Consider the following 15,867-nt stretch of genomic DNA (forward strand, 5'->3'; position numbering starts at 1 on the left):
TGCCCCCGGGTCGCCACCAGGCGGACCCGCGCAGCCCGCCGCCAGGACAGATCAGCCGACCGCCTGATCCAGCCTCGCGCCCGTCAGCCCCGAGCAATAGGCCCGAGAGGCAATGCGGTTCATGAGAAAAGCGCGGTCGACGCCTGCGGGGCCGGGCATTTCCGATAGGGCGCGGTAGGCACGGCGCAGCACCTCGCCCCGGGTCGCGCCGCACACCAGCAAGCGCGTGCATGGCAGGCGACGGTCCACGCAGCCGTCGATGCGCACTTCCAGCGCATGGGCGGCGACGGGTTCGCAATCGGCTACGGCCGTGCCCGAATGGGCCTGCGCCTGGGCGTCGATCACGCGGAACACGCCGCTGCGATCGTCCAGCGCGAAAGCGACGGTACCCATGCCCTGCCAGCCGCGGTCCCGCGCCACGTCGGCGGCGACGGTGCGCAGCGCGCTTTCCATCGAAGCCGGCAGATGCGGCGCCGGGGATTCGGCGATCAGAACCCGGGCGTCGCGCCATACGCAACGTTCCCAGGCCCGGCCCGTGGCCAGGCCGCCCGCCTCGGAAACGAACACGTGGATGTCGAGCCGGCGCTCGCGGCCTGCGGCTGGTCCGGCGTGATCCGTGGGCGGACCCCGCCGGTTTGAGGCGCCCCTGGATGACATGACAGTAGAAACTTTGGCGCCCATGGCCCCTCCCGGTCTTTCTGCTTGCATAGCAAGCGTATCACCTTCGGACGACGAGCAAGTTTTATGCCACGCCCAGCCTCCCCTGCAAGCCCTGGAGCGCGGCCGGGCGCCGCACCGTAACCAGGCGTTGACGTCCGCGCAGGCACCAGATCAGGGCAGACGTCCCGCCGAGGTGCAAGGACGGAAAAAGCCCTACGCCGTCTGCCGGATGAAGGGGGAGCGCCAATGGGGGATAATTCCGGTTTAATCTCCTGCCAGCCGCCTTTTGGATACGAGGGTTTACCAGCAGACCCCGGCAGAATGAGCGCTGCAACTCTCATCAAGGAATCGCTGTGGGCGACAACACGCAATTTCCGGGCTCGGTGTTCAAAGCCTATGACATCCGCGGCACCGTGCCCGATCTGATCGACGCGCGCTTTGCCCGAGCCTTGGGCGTAGCGCTCGCCGCCCGTGCGCGCGACCAGGGCATACAGACCCTGGTCGTCGGCCGCGATGGCCGTCTGAGCAGCGAAATGCTGTCAATAGCGCTGCAGGAAGGCATGCTGGAAGGCGGCGTGGATACTCTGGACATCGGCATGGTACCCACCCCGCTGGTCTATTTCGCCGCCAACGTCATGCAGACGGGATCAGGCGTCGCCATCACCGGCAGCCACAACCCGCCCAAGTACAACGGCTTCAAGATGATGATGGGCGGCCGGGCGCTCTACGGCGAGGACGTGCAGGCGCTGGCCGCCAGCATGAACGGCCCCGCCAGCGCCCCGGCGGCGCGGCCCGGCGTGCGCCGTCAACTGGACCTGGTGGCGTCCTACATCGCTCGTGTCGCGTCCGGCATCAAGCTGGCGCGGCCCATGAAAATCGCGATCGATTGCGGCAACGGCGTGGCCGGCGCGGTCGCCCCGGCGCTGTTCCGCGCCCTGGGCTGCGAAGTCACCGAACTGTTCTGCGAGGTGGATGGCACCTTCCCCAACCACCATCCCGACCCCGCCGAACCCAAGAACCTGCAGGACCTGATCAAGTGCGTGGCCGAGACCGACTGCGAACTGGGCCTGGCTTTTGACGGCGACGGCGACCGCCTGGGCGTGGTGACGAAATCGGGCCAGATCGTCTGGCCGGACCGCCAACTGGTGCTGTTCGCCCGCGACGTGCTGGACCGCAATCCGGGCGCCACCATCATCTATGACGTGAAGTGCAGCCGCCACGTCGGCCTGTCGGTCGAAGCCGCCGGCGGCGTGCCGCTGATGTGGAAGACCGGCCATTCGCTGGTGAAGGCGAAGCTGGCCGAGACCGGGGCCCCGCTGGCCGGCGAAATGAGCGGCCACATCTTCTTCAAGGAGCGCTGGTACGGGTTCGATGACGGACTCTACACGGGTGCGCGCCTGCTGGAGATCGTGTCGCGCGACGCCGATCCCTGCGCCGTGCTGGAAGCCCTGCCGCAAGACGTTTCAACTCCAGAGTTGAAGCTGGAAATGGAAGAAGGCCAGCCTTTCACCCTGGTCCAGGCCTTGCAAGACCAAGGCCAATTCCCCGCTGCGAACCGCGTGATCACCATTGATGGCGTGCGTGCCGAGTATCCAGAGGGCTTCGGCTTGGCTCGCCCCTCGAACACCACCCCGGTCGTCGTGCTGCGATTCGAAGCGCAAACGTCTGCGGCGCTGGAGCGCATCCAAGCCGACTTCCGACGTGAGCTGAGCAAGCTCGCCCCGCAAGCCAAACTGCCTTTCTGAACTCCATGTCTCTATCGAACAGCCCCGCCTGGCAAGCGTTCATCACGGCCACGCGCTCCGCACCCAAGACCGGCGCCCAATTGCGCATCATCAATGCTCCCGGGTTGCGCCTGGACTTGAGCGCGCAGGCGTATTCGCCGGAGCTGGAGAATGCAGAGGCCGCGCTGCTGACACAACAAGGCTTCGAGGCGGCCCGGGCTTGCCTGTTCGACGGCGGCAACGCCAACTGGACCGAGGAACGCCCCGCCTGGCACACCGCCCTGCGTGCGGCCCAACCGCCCGCCAAGGTGGCCAAGGCCGTGCTGACCGAGCGTGAGCGGATGCGCGAATTCGTGCGGCAGGCCGACAAGGCCGGGCGCTATGGCTGCGTGCTGCACCTGGGCATAGGCGGCAGCGACTGGGGGCCGCGGCTGGTCACGCGCGCCCTGCGCCACGGCGGCGCGCGGCGCGAAGTGCGTTTCGCCTCCAACGTGGACTCGCATTCGGTCGCGGACGCGATGAGCCGCCTGGATCCGCACGATACCCTGGTCATCGTCGCATCCAAGTCGTTCACCACGACCGAGCCGCTGGCCAATGCCGAGGTCGCCATGAACTGGCTGCGCGATGCCGGCGTGGCGGATCCGATCAAGCAGGTCGTGGCGGTCACCGCCAACGTCGAGGCGGCCTTGAACCTGGGCATCCTGCCCGATCACATCTTCCAGATCTGGGATTGGGTGGGCGGACGCTATTCGCTTTGGTCCGCGATCAGCCTGCCGGTCGCGCTGGCGCTGGGCACCGACTGCTTTGACCAGCTACTGGCGGGCGCCGCCGCCATGGACGAGCATTTCCGCACCGCGCCCATCAAGGAAAACGCGCCCGTCCAGCTGGCGCTGGCCGGCGTCGTGAACCGCAGCGTGCTGGGCTACGACTCCCTGGCAATCACGCCCTACGATTCGCGGCTTTATCACATCGTGCCCTGGGCCCAGCAGCTGGAAATGGAATCGCTGGGCAAGGTCGCCACCGCCGATGGCAGCCCGGCCGGCGTGCCCACCGGCCCGGCCGTTTGGGGCATGTCGGGCACCGATTGCCAGCACACCTTCTTCCAGTGGCTGCACCAGGACACCCGGGGCGCCCCCGTCGACTTCATCCTGTGCGAAAAACCCGACCACGCCTACGCGCGGCACCACGAGCTGTTGATCGCCAACTGCCTGGCGCAGCGTTCCGCGCTGCTGCGCGGCAAGTCCTTCGAGGAAGCGCTGGCCGAAACCTCGGCTATTGAAAGCGACCCAGACCGCGCGCGGCTGCTGGCGCTGCACCGTGTCCATCCGGGCGGCCGGCCGTCCTCGCTCATCGTGCTGCCGCGCCTGGAGGCCTATACGCTGGGCGCGCTGCTGGCGCTGTACGAACACAAGGTGTTCACGCAGGGCGTGGTCTGGGGCATCAATCCCTTCGACCAATGGGGCGTTGAATTCGGCAAGGCCCTGGCCAAGGGCATCATGCATGAGTTGAATTCGCAGCAAGCCAGCCAGCAGGATCCTTCCACCCGCTACTGGATCGACGCGATCACGCGCCGTCCTTGAGCGCTAGCCGGCGCCTCCCCGGCGCCGGCGCTGCCGTATCAGGCGCTGAGCGCGTCGTAGATTTCCACGTGGATGCGCGCCACGCGCTCGATGTTGAACTCGCGCTCGGCCAGCGCCCTGCCTGCGGCGCCCATGGACTGCCGCAAGACCGGATCCTCGGCCAGACGCGCGATGGCGTCCGCCAACGCCTGCGCGTCGCGCACCGGCACCAGCAGTCCCGTCTCGCCGGGTTCGATCGCATCGCGGCAACCAGGCACATCGGTAGTCACGACCGCGCGCGCGCAGGCTGCCGCCTCGATCAGCGACTTGGGCAGACCTTCACGATAGGAAGGCAGCACGGCGATATGCGAGGCGGCGTACAGCGCGGCCACGTCGGAGCGTTCGCCCAATGCGCGCACGCAGCCTTCCCGCTGCCAGGCATCCACATCGTCCTGCGTCGCCGAGGCCGGATTGCCGGCGTCCACGCCGCCGACCAGCTGCATCGTGACAGGCAAGCCACGCTCGCGCAGCAGCCTGGCCGCCTGCACGAATTCCTGCACGCCCTTGTCGCGCAGCAATCGGGCCACCATGGTGACCACGACCGGCGGCGCCGGCGGTTCGGGCTGGGCCCGATACGCATTCAGGTCCACGCCCGCGCCCCGGATCATGACGACCTGGGCGTCGCGCACCGCACCCAGCGACTTGAGCAAATCGCGGTCGCTGGCGTTCTGGAAGATCACGCGGCTATTGGGATGGCCCAGCGCCAGCCGGTACAGGCGCGCGACCACGGCGCGCACCAGCTTCATCTTCAGGGAATTGGACAGGAACACAAAGCCCAGTCCGGAAATCGCCGCGACCATGCCCGGCACGCGCGTCAAGCGGGCAGCGATGCCGCCATAGAGCACGGGCTTGATCGTGACCAGATGCACGATCTGCGGCCGCAGGCGGCGGAACAGCCGTATCAGGGCCAGCAGCGTACCCAACTCCTGCAAGGGATGCTTGCCGCTGCGCGTCATGGGTATGGCGTGATGCGTTATGCCCAGCGCCTCGATGTCCGCCACGGCCGGACCGTCCATCGTGGCGACATGCACCTCGTAGCCCGCCTGTTGCGCGGCCAGCGCCACCGGCACGCGGTGCGACATGAAGAAGGCCGGATTGTTGACGACAAACAGCAGGCGGCGCCCTGCGCTCATGCTTTGACTCCTGAGATGCGGCGCCACACCGCGATATAGCTTTGCACCATGCGCGCCAGGTCGAAATTTTCCAGCACGCGGGCGCGGCCCGCCTCGCCTGCACGCGTACGGCCGCGCGAGGCCACTTCGCACAGGGCTGTTTCAATGCCGCGGGCTAGCGCCTCGGACTGCTCCGGCGGCACCACCACGCCGGCATCGCCAACGATAAAGGCCGCGTCGCCCACGTCCGTCACGACGCAGTAGACGCCGCAGGCCATGGCCTCGGCTACCACGTTGGGAAAGCCTTCCGCGCAGCTGGACAGGACATGCAGGTCCAGCCCGTTCATTGCGGCGGGCACGTCGTCGCTGGGACCCGCCAACACCAACCGGTCGCGCAGGGCCAGCCTGTCGATCAAGGCCGCCAGCTCGGTGTTTGCGGTGTCCATGCCGCGACCTATCAGCACGCAGCGCAGTCCCGCGTCGCGTCCATCGCGTACCAGCGCGGCGATGGCGCGCAGCAGGTTGGCGTGGTCCTTGAGTGGATCCCAGCGGGCCACGCAACCGATGGCCGGCACGTCCTGCGGCAAGCCCCATTGGGCGCGCACCCGCTGCCGGGCCTCGTCATTCGGCGCATAGCGCGACAAGTCATAGCCGTTGGCGATCACCACCATGCGTTCGCGGTCATAGCCTTTGTCGGCATGGCGCTGCGCCGACTTCTGGGCGGCGCATACGATGGCCTTGGGTATGCGGCCGGACAGCAGCGCGCACGCCCGCAGCACCAAGCGGGCCGAACGGCTGCTGCGCTCCAGGTGTTCGCCCGAATTGCGTATGCCCCAGGCGATGGCCCGCACGCCTGCCAGGCGCGCCGCCAGGCCGCCGATCAGATCGGCGTGGTACATCCAGGTCTGCACCGCGTCGGGACGCGTCGCGGCGATCAGCGAACGCAGCGCCATGAAACCGCCCAGGCTGACCCGCCCGCGTTTCATGCCCAGCGCATGCACCGCGACGCCTGCCGCGCACAGGCGCTCGCCATAGATGCCCTCGTCGGTCAGCGACACGATGACATGTTCCACATCCGCCCCGGGATAGGTCGCCAGGCGGAACAGCACGGATTCCGCCCCACCCTGCCCCAGGCCGGTGATGATGTGCAGGACACGCAGCGGCCGAGCGCTCATTGTCCCTCCCGCACGGCATCGAACAATTCATCCCATTCCGCCAGGACGCTGGCCAGCGCATAGCGCTGGCGCACCGCGGCGGCACCGCGCAAGCCCAGTTGCTGGCGCAGGGAGGCGTCTCCCAGCAGACGGCGCAGGGCCTCGCGCAGGTCATCTCGATTGCCGGCGGGCACCAGTAGAGCGTCCTCGCCGTTGCGCGTCATCTCGCGCGGCCCGCTGGGGCAATCGAACGCCACGCAGGGCAGGCCCAGCGACATGGCTTCCAGCAGCACATTGGGGAAGCCTTCCACCAGCGAACTCAGCACGAAGGCCTGGCCCCGCGCAAGTTCATCCCAAGGCGCCTCGGTGCGGCCAGGCAAGCTGATGCGCGACTGCAGGCCCAGGCGCGCGACCTGCTGCTCCAGCGCGCCGCGCTCGGGGCCTTCGCCCCAGATGCGCAGATTCCAGTCCGGGAAGTCGGGCGCCAATTGCGCGAACACGTCGATCAGCAGGTCAAACTGCTTGTCGGTGACCAGGCGTCCCATCGCCAGCAATTCGCGGGGACCGCCGTCTTCACGCTGCGGCACCAGCGGCGCATCCAGCAAGGGCGCCGGCAGCGGATTGGGAATCACGGCCAGGCGCTTGATGCCGGGCACCTGCCGGGCGAACGGGCCAGCGGTATCCTCCGCCTGCACCGTCACCATGTCGGCGCGGGGATACAGGATGCGACGCAGCTTGCGCCACACGGTTCCCGTCGTGGTTTCGGCCACCGGATTGGTACGCTCGCAAACAATCAGCGGCACCTTCAATCCCAGGGAAGCCAGTATGGCGGCCACATTGACGTTGGTCAGGAAGGACACCACCACGTCTGGCTTCGAATCGCGGATGTGTTTGCGCAGCGCTAGCAGACGCTTGAATGCGGCCTTAGCCCCCGATGCGCGCGTGCCTGCCAGATCCGCCAGCCAGGCCAGTTCGACCTTGTCCGACAGCGGATAGAAGCAGTTGCCCTTGGACGAGTAGGTGGGCGTCAGGATGACGGAATCCCCGCGCTCGGCCCATGCGTTGACCAGCGTGGCGGCGACCCGTTCGGCGCCGCCCGCGTGCATGGAACTGACCAGCATCAAGATTTTCATGCGTCAAAGACTCCCAACCGATCCTCCCTGCTCCTTGTCGCCGCGGTAGCGGTCAAGCCAGGCCTGCATCATCAACACGCCCCACAGATGACTGTCCCAATTGCGATGGCCCGACGTATGCTCGCGCCATTTGCGCAGAATGGGTTCGGGCTCGAACCAGCCCTCCTGGCGCAGGCGCGCCGGGTCCAGCAGCGCATCGGCCCATTCGCGCAGCGGGCCGCGCAGCCATGCGGCCAGCGGAACGGCGAAACCGCGCTTGGGGCGGTCCACCAACGCCTGCGGCACATGGCGGTGCAGCACCTGGCGCAGCAGCCACTTTCCCGTGTTGCCGCGCACCTTGTATTGGTGCGGCAGGCTCCAGGCGAACTCATATACGCGGTGATCGATCAGCGGCACGCGCGTTTCCAGGCTGACGGCCATGGCGGCGCGATCCACCTTGACCAGGATGTCGTCCGGCAGGTAAGTCACCGTGTCCAGCTTCATCATGGCTTCGAACGTGGAACCCTGCATCGCCCGGGCGAACTCGGACACCGGTTCCACGCCGCCCTTCACCACGCTGGAAGGATCGGCCCAATACGATACGAAATGGCGGTAGAACTCGCCGCGCGTATCGGTGCGCAGCAGTTCGCCCAGCTTGCCGACCTTGCCGCGCCAGGCGCCGCGCCCGGGGAGATGGGTGGACGCGCTCAACAGCGCGCCGGCGGGCTTGCGCAGCAGCGCCGGGACGCGCTCGCATTGCTGCCACCAGTTGTTCACGCGGAAATAACGCGAATAGCCGCCGAAAAGCTCATCGCCGCCATCGCCGGACAGCGCCACGGTGACGTGCTGGCGTGCCATGCGCGTGACCAGCGAGGTCGGAATCTGCGACGAATCCGCGAACGGCTCGTCGTACATGTCGGCCAGCGTGGGCACCACGGCCAGCGCATCTTCCGCCGTCACGTACAGTTCGGTATGGTCGGTGCCCAGATGCGTGGCCACCGCCTTGGCATGCTGCGCCTCGTCGTAGCCCTTCTCGTGAAAGCCGATAGCGAAGGTGCGCACGGGCTGCGAGCTCTGCGCCTGCATCAAGGCCACGATGGTGGACGAGTCGATGCCGCCGGACAGGAAGGCGCCCAGGCTCACGTCCGACAGCATCTGGCCGCCAACCGCCTTGGACAGCACGCCTTCCAGCGCGTCGGTCGCCTGCGCATCGGATTCGAACGACAGCAGCGATTGCGCCGAGGTGTCGGCGGCCTCGCGGGCCGACCAGTACACGCGCGGCTCGGGCATGCGGCGGCTGCGGGTATCGTCGGCCGTGAATTCGACCCAGGTACCCGGCGGCAGCTTGGCAATGCCCTGGTAAATCGACTGCGGCGCCGGAATGTAATTGTGCCGCATGAACGACGCCAGGGCGTTGCGGTTGAGCTCGCGGCCGAAACCGGGAATCGGCATCAAGCCCTTGAGTTCCGACGCGAACACCAGTTCGGCGCCTGAGTAGCCGTAGTACAGCGGCTTCTCGCCCATGCGGTCGCGCGCCAGCATCAGCTTGCGCGACGCGCGGTCCCACAGCGCGATGGCGAACATGCCCACGGCGGCCTGCAAGGTGGCTTCGATGCCCAGGGCGGTAAAGCCCGCCAGCAGCGTTTCCGTATCGGAATGGCCGCGCCAGGACGGCGCCAGCGCCGATTGCTCGAGCTGCTTGCGGATGTCCAGGTGGTTGTAGATTTCGCCGTTGAACACCATGACATAGCGGCCGCAGGCCGACGTCATGGGCTGATGGCCGGCCTCGGTCAGGTCCAGGATCGCCAGGCGCACATGCGCCAGCGCCAGTTCGGCCTCGGGGTCTTCCCAGAAACCATTGCTGTCCGGCCCGCGGTGGCGGATGCGGCGGCAGCTTTCCGCCAACACACGTTCCTTGTTCCCGACAGGGCCCCAAATCCCGACTATTCCGCACATGATGAAGTTCTCGTTGTCACTGTAGCAACAGCGTGACGCGCGGCCTCAACGGCCGGTTCCGCGCACGCCGTCAAAAAGTTCCTGCCATTTCTCCAGCACGCGCGCGGCCGAAAAACGGTCGCGCACGTCGATCGCCGCCTGCGCCATGCGCGCGCGGTCCGCGTCATTGCGCATGACGGCGTCCAACGCCTTGCACAACGCGGGCACGTCGCCATTGGGGCGCACCAGCACGCCGTCCACGCCTTCGCGGATGATCTCGCGCGGCCCCGTGTCGCAGTCGAACGATACGGCGGCCAGCCCGCTCGCCATGGATTCGAGCAGGGTATTGGACAGCCCTTCGAAGCGCGAGGTCAGCACGTACAGATCGGCGCTTTCATACCAGTCGCCAACGTTGCCCGCTCGCCCCGGCATGAAAACCCGCGACGCCAGACCAGCCTCGCGCACTTGCGCCTCCAGGGCGGGCCGCTCGTCGCCCTCGCCCAGGATAACCAGATCCCAACCGGGATGCGACGCCGCCAATTGCGCGTAGGCCTGGATCAGCAGGTCGAAACCCTTGTCGGCGTGCAGACGGCCCACCGCCAGCAGGCGCTTGCGGCCGTCGCCCGACACCGGGGTCAGAACCGGTTCGGCTCGCGGCAGGGGAAAGTGTACCGGGTTGGGAATGACGGCCAGCTTGCTGCCCGGCACGTGCTGCGCCAGCCAGTCGGCGGTGCCGCGGGTCAGCGCGACCACGCTGGCCGCTCGCGGATACGTCAGCCTTCGCAGGCGCTGCCAGAAGCCCGACAGCGTCTGCGAAGGCGGATGCGTATGTTCGGTGGCGATCACCCGGCAGGACAGGCCCGCGCAAGCCAACACCGACAGCACCGACGCCGTCGTCATCATGCCCAGCACGATGTCCGGGCGGAACGACTTGATCACGCGGCGCAAGGCGCGCACCCGTTGCACATTGCTCCAGATGCCGCGCAGACCACCGCCCTCGCCCGCCGTATGCAGGACCTCGCGGCGCACCTTGGGGTGCAGCGTGTAGACGTCGCCCTCTGCGCTGGCCTGCGTCACCACCATGACTTCCCGCCCCATGTCCGCCCAGTGCGCGCTCAGGTCCGCAGCCACGCGTTCCGCGCCGCCGCCATGCAGGGAATGTATGAACAACAGGACGCGCGGCGCCGGGCCGGTATCGGTCACGGGCATTCAATCGGCCTCTTTGGGTTCAACTTTGCGCATCGCCACCGCCAGGTAGCAGGCAAAGGACAACAGATACATGAGGCTGGTCGCCAGCATGATGCCGGCCGCGCCCATCCTGGGCGCCAGCACGGTGTTCAACACCGCCTTCAGGGCGAAATTGGCGACGGCGATGGCTGCCATCACACGATAGCGGTTCTGGCTGGCCAGCAGTTGCACCAGGATCAGCACGCCAAAATAGAACGGCAACTGCAGCAGCCCCCAGCGGAACACATGCGCCACGGCCTGGGTATTCTCGGCGGTGAAGGCGCCGCGCTGGAAAAGCACGGACACGCCCCACGGCGCCAGCATCCAGCCCACGGCGACGGCAACAGCGCCTGCGGCCACCATCAGCACCGACCATTTGAGAGCCATGCCGCGCGCACGAGCGGTATCGCCCCGCGCTTGCACATCGGCCAGCACCGGCAAGGCCGCGCGCCCCACTGACACGGCGCCGATCCCCAGCACCAGCGACAACAGCCGGCTGGCGTAGCCCAGCGTGGCGTTGGCGTTCGCTCCCAGATTGGCGGCGGCGTACTGGTCCAGCGGACCGACGAAACTCATGGCCACCTGGCCGATCAGCATCACGCCCGCGGCGCCCAGCAGTTCGGGCCAATGCGGCGATTGCAGCGTCAGCCGGGGCGCGCCCCAGAAACCGCCATCGGCGCGCGCCGCCAGCCAAGCCAGCCAGACGGTCTGGATCGCGTAGCCGACCAGCGTGCCCCACAGCAGCGGCCCGACGCCGTCGGCGCTGGCGGCCAGCATCACCCAGGCCAGCGTCGCCACGGCCGGCACGCTGTCCAGCAGGGTATTGACGTGTCTTTCCTGCGCCCGCAGCCGCGCAGCGCTGATGCCGGCGACGAGCAGCAGCGCCGACACCGGCGCGAACGCGGCAAGCAGCTGGCCTGTCATGTCGCTCACGCGGGCCGACAAGCCCTGGCCCAGCACGCCGACCACCTGCGGCCAGGCGAACCAGGTCAGCAGCGCCAGCGCAATGCCTGCGGCCGCCACCCAGCCCTGCAGTTCGCGGATGAACAGATTTCTTTCGGCGGCATCGGCGCGGCGCAGCCGCACGAGCACCGGGATCAGGACCACCGACAGCACGCCCACGATGGTGACCGGCAGCCAGGTAGCCATGGTCATCGTGAACTGGTAGGCGTCCACGGCGTCGCTGACGCCGTAGCGGTACGCCACCGCCATCTCCTTGATGGCGCCGGCGGCCTTGCCCAGCAGCAGAAACACCGCCACCCGGAAGGCGCCCTTGAAGATGCGCTGATGGTCCGGGTGGATGCTGCCGAGTTTTCTGACGAGTGCTTTCAAATCAACGCAGGAATTGCGTGTACCAGGGCATGGCCACTTCCAGGCCTTGCAGCACGGTGTGCGTCGGCTCGTAGCCCAGCAACCGGCCCGCCTTGCTGACGTCCGCCTGCGAATGGCGCACGTCGCCGGCGCGGAAGTCGGCGTAGACCGGCTTCTTGCCATAAGCCACGTCTTGATTGCCCAGGGCTTGTACCAGGAAGCCGAACAGTTGGTTCAAGGTGCTGCGGCCGCTGACCGCCACGTTGTAGACCTGGTTGCGGCCTTCCGGCGCGGCCATGGCCGCGAGAATGTTGGCCTGCACCGCGTTGTCCACGAAGCAGAAATCGCGGCTGGTCTCGCCGTCGCCGTTGATGGTGACGTCTTCGCCCTGGATCATCGCGGCCGTCCACTTGGGGATCACGGCCGCATAGGCGCCGTTGGGATCCTGCCGCTTGCCGAACACGTTGAAGTAGCGCAGGCCGACCGACTCGAAGCCGTAGGAGCGCGCGAAGACGTCCGCGTAGAGTTCATTGACGTACTTGGTGACCGCATACGGCGACAGGGGATTGCCAATGTTCTCCTCGACCTTGGGCAAGGCCGGGTGGTCGCCATAGGTCGAGCTCGAGGCCGCGTAGACGAAGGATTTGACTTCGGCATCGCGCGCCGCCACCAGCATGTTCAGGAAACCGCCGATGTTCACCTCGTTGGTGGTGATCGGATCCTTCAAAGAGCGCGGCACCGAACCCAGCGCGGCCTGGTGCAGCACGAAATCGACGCCCTGCGCCGCGCGGCGGCAGGCTTCCAGGTCACGGATGTCGCCTTCGATGAAGGTAAAGCGCGCCCACTGCTCGGGCGTGACCGAGTCGCGCACCTCGTCCAGGTTGTGCTGATGGCCGGTGGCGAAGTTGTCCAGGCCGGTCACGGTCTGGCCCAGCTTCAGCAGGGTCTCCAGCAGGTTCGACCCGATGAAACCGGCGCAGCCGGTCACCAGCCATTTGCGCGGCGCGGCCGACAGTTCCTTCTTGATGGTCTCAAAGCGTGTAGTCATGGGCAGTCCTTACAGGCGCAGATCGGATTCGGAAGGCGAAAGCACGTACTTCAGGTCATACAGGATGTGCTGCGCCTTGCCGAGCTTGCGGATGCCTTCCGCGCCCATCGCCTTGAACTGATTGTGCGCCACGCCCAGGATCACGGCGTCGTACTTGCCTTCGTCGGGCTTGGCCACCGGGGTCAGGCCGTATTCGTGCATGGCTTCTTCGGGATCGACCCACGGGTCGTACACGTCGACGTCGACGTTGTAGTCGCCCAGTTCCTTGACGATGTCCACGATGCGCGTGTTGCGCAGGTCGGGGCAGTTTTCCTTGAAGGCCAGGCCCATCACCAGCACACGGGCGCCCTGCACGTGGATGCGGCGCTTGGTCATGGCCTTGACCAGTTGCGACACCACGTAGCTGCCCATCGAGTCGTTCAGGCGGCGGCCCGCCAGGATGATCTCGGGGTGGTAGCCGATGGATTGCGCCTTGTGGGTCAGGTAGTACGGATCCACGCCGATGCAGTGGCCGCCGACCAGGCCCGGACGGAACGGCAGGAAGTTCCATTTGGTGCCGGCTGCCTGCAACACGGCTTCGGTGTCGATGCCCATCTTGTTGAAGATCAGGGCCAGCTCGTTGATCAGCGCGATGTTCACGTCACGCTGCGTGTTCTCGATGACCTTGGCAGCCTCGGCCACGCGGATGCTGGACGCCTTGTGCGTGCCGGCGGTGATGATCTGCTTGTACAGCTGGTCGACCAGCTCGGCCACTTCGGGCGTCGAGCCGGAGGTGACCTTCTTGATGGTGCTGACGCGGTGGTCCTTGTCGCCCGGATTGATACGCTCGGGGCTGTAGCCGGCATAGAAATCCACGTTGAACTTCAGGCCCGACACGCGCTCCAGCACCGGCACGCAGTCTTCTTCCGTGGCGCCAGGATAAACGGTGGATTCGTAGATGACGATGTCGCCGCGCTTGAGCACGGCGCCGATGGTCTCGCTGGCCTTGACCAGCGGGGTCAGGTCCGGCTGCTTGTATTCGTCGATGGGGGTCGGCACGGTCACGATGAACACGTTGGCCTGGCCCAGCACGCTGCGGTCCGCCGTGTAGCTCAGCTGGGTTGCTTCCTTCAGCTCTTCATCGCTGACTTCCAGCGTATGGTCGTGGCCCGCCTTGAGCGCGTCGATGCGACGCGTATTGATATCGAACCCGATGACCGAACGCTTCTTGCCGAACTCCACCGCCAGGGGCAGGCCGACATAGCCCAGGCCGACAACAGCGAGTTTCACATCCTGAATTCGCAACATAACTCTCCCTTCACCGTAGAACGATTACGGCATTTCAAATATGGTCGGGTAATTAAGAAAAGATTACCGAGCCCCCGGCGGCAGCCGCCGGGGCGCCCAAAACTAATCGGAAGTCCGCAAAACGGATGGCAGCAGCAGCCAGCCTGGCCGGCGCCAGGACACGAGCCGCGAATACAGCCAGATATAGACGGCGGCGAACACCACCAGGCTGGCGCAAAGCGCCCAGGCGTTGTCCCACCAGATGGTCGCGGGCACCAGGCCGATCAGGGCCAGCACCCACATGTAAGGCGAGGCCAGCGCATTGCACAGCGCGGGCACCGCATGCCGCCGGCCGCGGCTGAACGTGACCCGCACCAGACGGCGGAACACCAGTTGGTGCAAGTGCAGCGCATCCGGCTGGTCCACGGGCACGCCGCGCTTGAAGCGCCGGCGCCAGATCGAAAAACCGGTTTCGAAGACGGGATAGAACAATACGGCCAGCGCGTAGAACGGCGACACCGAAGGATTGCGCACCACCAGCAGCACGGCCAGCTCGGCCAGCATGAAGCCCAGGAAGTACGCGCCGCCATCGCCCAGGAACACGCGCCCGAATGGGAAGTTCCAGACCAGGAAGCCCAGCGTGGCCGAGGCCAGCGCCGCCGCCACCAGGAAAATCGGCACATCGCCCACTTGCAGCGCCACCAGGCTGATCGAGACGGCCATCAGCGTGGCCACCATGCCGGCCAGGCCGTTCATGCCGTCAACGATATTCAGCGCGTGCGTACAGCCGCCCACCGCGAACATGGTGAACAGCAGCGACACCGGCCAGAAGGACAGCACGTAATCCACCGGCGCCATCCCCACGCGGCTGACGCCGCCCAGCAGCCACCAGGCGATCGCGGCCGACAGGAAGGCAGCCAGCAGGCGCTTGCTGGCGCCGATGTCCTTGGTGATGTCTTCGAGCAGGCCTGCCACGAACACGGGCAGCGCCGCAACGAACAGCGCGGGCCACAGCCAGGTCAGCGTCATGTTGCTGGGTCCGAGGACCAGCAGGCCCGCCAGCGTACCCGCGAGCACGGCCAGCCCGCCGACGCGAGGCGTGGCGCGGGAATGGTTGGCTTGGGGCTTGTTGAGGTCGCTGTCGCCGGTGAAGGCGCCATGCCAGCGCTCCGACGCCACGATGAGTCCCCCCACCATGAATGCGACCACGCAAATGTACAGCCAGGTCACCGAGTCACCTCTGGTTGGTCTATCGAGACAGGCCCGCCATTATCGGTGGCAGGTGTAACGCCCATATATGGGAGGAATAAGGAAGTGCAATTCACCGGCACAGAACGTAACGCATTGCGCCATGTCGCCAGTCCCAGGCAGAAACTGTCATTTGGCAGGATCGCCAAGGCGAAACCGCGCAGGCGCGGAAATAGGGGTTTCATGGAACGATTGTAGAACTTTCCGCCCTGACGCACGCGAAATATCCAAGGGAAAACGCGAAGGCCGCCCTCTGACGGAAGTGCCAGGCAGGGCTACAGGCGATACTCCGCCACAGCTAAATGGGGACACATCAAAAACATCGAAAAAAAAGCCCGAGATCGTGAGATCTCGGGCTAAATCCACCAAAGGAGGAGGGTGGAGGAGACAACCGTGGCATGTTGGGAGCTGGCCTTCCGCTCGCTACGCTTTCGGGGTTTTGCACCGCGCC

12 protein-coding genes are annotated in these 15,867 nt (G+C 66.6%); 2 read left to right on the plus strand and 10 right to left on the minus strand.

Annotated features, from left to right (window positions below; genetic code table 11):
- Window positions 1-51: 51 nt before the first annotated feature.
- Window positions 52-681 (minus strand): BPTD_3102 family carboxylase-like protein, encoded by a 630-nt coding sequence (locus ACM1PE_RS23775; protein WP_059371337.1) that lies wholly within the window; start codon window positions 679-681, stop codon window positions 52-54.
- A 332-nt stretch (window positions 682-1,013) separates the two neighbouring features.
- On the opposite strand from ACM1PE_RS23775, the gene ACM1PE_RS23780 reads away from it, so the two are divergent.
- Window positions 1,014-2,405 carry a phosphomannomutase/phosphoglucomutase gene (locus tag ACM1PE_RS23780; RefSeq protein WP_419341147.1) on the plus strand — a complete coding sequence of 464 codons (1,392 nt, stop codon included), beginning with the start codon at window positions 1,014-1,016 and terminating at the stop codon, window positions 2,403-2,405.
- A gap of 5 nt (window positions 2,406-2,410) precedes the next feature.
- Window positions 2,411-3,964: a glucose-6-phosphate isomerase gene (gene pgi, locus ACM1PE_RS23785; RefSeq protein WP_419341148.1), complete on the plus strand. Its 1,554-nt coding sequence runs from the start codon at window positions 2,411-2,413 to the stop codon at window positions 3,962-3,964.
- Window positions 3,965-4,002: 38 nt separating this feature from the next.
- Here pgi and ACM1PE_RS23790 read toward each other — a convergent pair whose 3' ends face one another.
- From ACM1PE_RS23790 to ACM1PE_RS23830, 9 genes are all read right to left on the minus strand, one after another.
- Window positions 4,003-5,136, minus strand: coding sequence for a glycosyltransferase family 4 protein (locus ACM1PE_RS23790; RefSeq protein ID WP_419341150.1), 1,134 nt, complete (start codon window positions 5,134-5,136; stop codon window positions 4,003-4,005).
- Window positions 5,133-6,290, minus strand: coding sequence for a glycosyltransferase family 4 protein (locus tag ACM1PE_RS23795; protein ID WP_419341151.1), 1,158 nt, complete (start codon window positions 6,288-6,290; stop codon window positions 5,133-5,135). Before ACM1PE_RS23795 ends, ACM1PE_RS23790 begins: the two co-directional genes overlap by 4 nt.
- Complete coding sequence (locus ACM1PE_RS23800) at window positions 6,287-7,402, minus strand: glycosyltransferase family 4 protein (protein WP_059371332.1); 1,116 nt, start codon at window positions 7,400-7,402, stop codon at window positions 6,287-6,289. The genes ACM1PE_RS23795 and ACM1PE_RS23800 overlap by 4 nt, the downstream gene beginning before the upstream one ends.
- Window positions 7,403-7,405: 3 nt before the next feature.
- On the minus strand, window positions 7,406-9,337 hold the full coding sequence (asnB, locus tag ACM1PE_RS23805; protein ID WP_118931376.1) for an asparagine synthase (glutamine-hydrolyzing): 1,932 nt from the start codon (window positions 9,335-9,337) through the stop codon (window positions 7,406-7,408).
- A gap of 45 nt (window positions 9,338-9,382) precedes the next feature.
- The gene (locus tag ACM1PE_RS23810; RefSeq protein ID WP_419341152.1) at window positions 9,383-10,525 is read right to left on the minus strand and encodes a glycosyltransferase family 4 protein; all 1,143 of its coding nucleotides are present in this window, start codon (window positions 10,523-10,525) and stop codon (window positions 9,383-9,385) included.
- Window positions 10,526-11,875 carry a murein biosynthesis integral membrane protein MurJ gene (murJ, locus tag ACM1PE_RS23815; protein ID WP_059371329.1) on the minus strand — a complete coding sequence of 450 codons (1,350 nt, stop codon included), beginning with the start codon at window positions 11,873-11,875 and terminating at the stop codon, window positions 10,526-10,528.
- Between the two features lies 1 nt (window position 11,876).
- Window positions 11,877-12,902, minus strand: coding sequence for an SDR family oxidoreductase (locus tag ACM1PE_RS23820; RefSeq protein WP_059371328.1), 1,026 nt, complete (start codon window positions 12,900-12,902; stop codon window positions 11,877-11,879).
- 9 nt (window positions 12,903-12,911) lie between these two features.
- A complete protein-coding gene (tviB, locus tag ACM1PE_RS23825) occupies window positions 12,912-14,189 on the minus strand; it encodes a Vi polysaccharide biosynthesis UDP-N-acetylglucosamine C-6 dehydrogenase TviB (protein ID WP_280015802.1) in 1,278 nt (425 codons plus the stop codon).
- Window positions 14,190-14,291: 102 nt separating this feature from the next.
- Window positions 14,292-15,398 carry an MraY family glycosyltransferase gene (locus tag ACM1PE_RS23830; protein WP_013396215.1) on the minus strand — a complete coding sequence of 369 codons (1,107 nt, stop codon included), beginning with the start codon at window positions 15,396-15,398 and terminating at the stop codon, window positions 14,292-14,294.
- Window positions 15,399-15,867 lie beyond the last annotated feature (469 nt).

The sequence above is a fragment of the Achromobacter sp. PD1 genome (genome assembly GCF_048541815.1).
GTDB lineage: Bacteria > Pseudomonadota > Gammaproteobacteria > Burkholderiales > Burkholderiaceae_B > Achromobacter > Achromobacter bronchisepticus_A.

Bases quoted from the DNA above. Each gene is read 5' to 3' on its own strand.
- ACM1PE_RS23810 (WP_419341152.1), bottom strand. From the start codon at position 10,525: ATGCCCGTGACCGATACCGGCCCGGCGCCGCGCGTCCTGTTGTTCATA.
- ACM1PE_RS23820 (WP_059371328.1), bottom strand. From the start codon at position 12,902: ATGACTACACGCTTTGAGACCATCAAGAAGGAACTGTCGGCCGCGCCG.
- tviB (WP_280015802.1), bottom strand. From the start codon at position 14,189: ATGTTGCGAATTCAGGATGTGAAACTCGCTGTTGTCGGCCTGGGCTAT.
- ACM1PE_RS23790 (WP_419341150.1), bottom strand. From the start codon at position 5,136: ATGAGCGCAGGGCGCCGCCTGCTGTTTGTCGTCAACAATCCGGCCTTC.
- pgi (WP_419341148.1), top strand. From the start codon at position 2,411: ATGTCTCTATCGAACAGCCCCGCCTGGCAAGCGTTCATCACGGCCACG.
- ACM1PE_RS23800 (WP_059371332.1), bottom strand. From the start codon at position 7,402: ATGAAAATCTTGATGCTGGTCAGTTCCATGCACGCGGGCGGCGCCGAA.
- asnB (WP_118931376.1), bottom strand. From the start codon at position 9,337: ATGTGCGGAATAGTCGGGATTTGGGGCCCTGTCGGGAACAAGGAACGT.
- ACM1PE_RS23775 (WP_059371337.1), bottom strand. From the start codon at position 681: ATGGGCGCCAAAGTTTCTACTGTCATGTCATCCAGGGGCGCCTCAAAC.
- ACM1PE_RS23795 (WP_419341151.1), bottom strand. From the start codon at position 6,290: ATGAGCGCTCGGCCGCTGCGTGTCCTGCACATCATCACCGGCCTGGGG.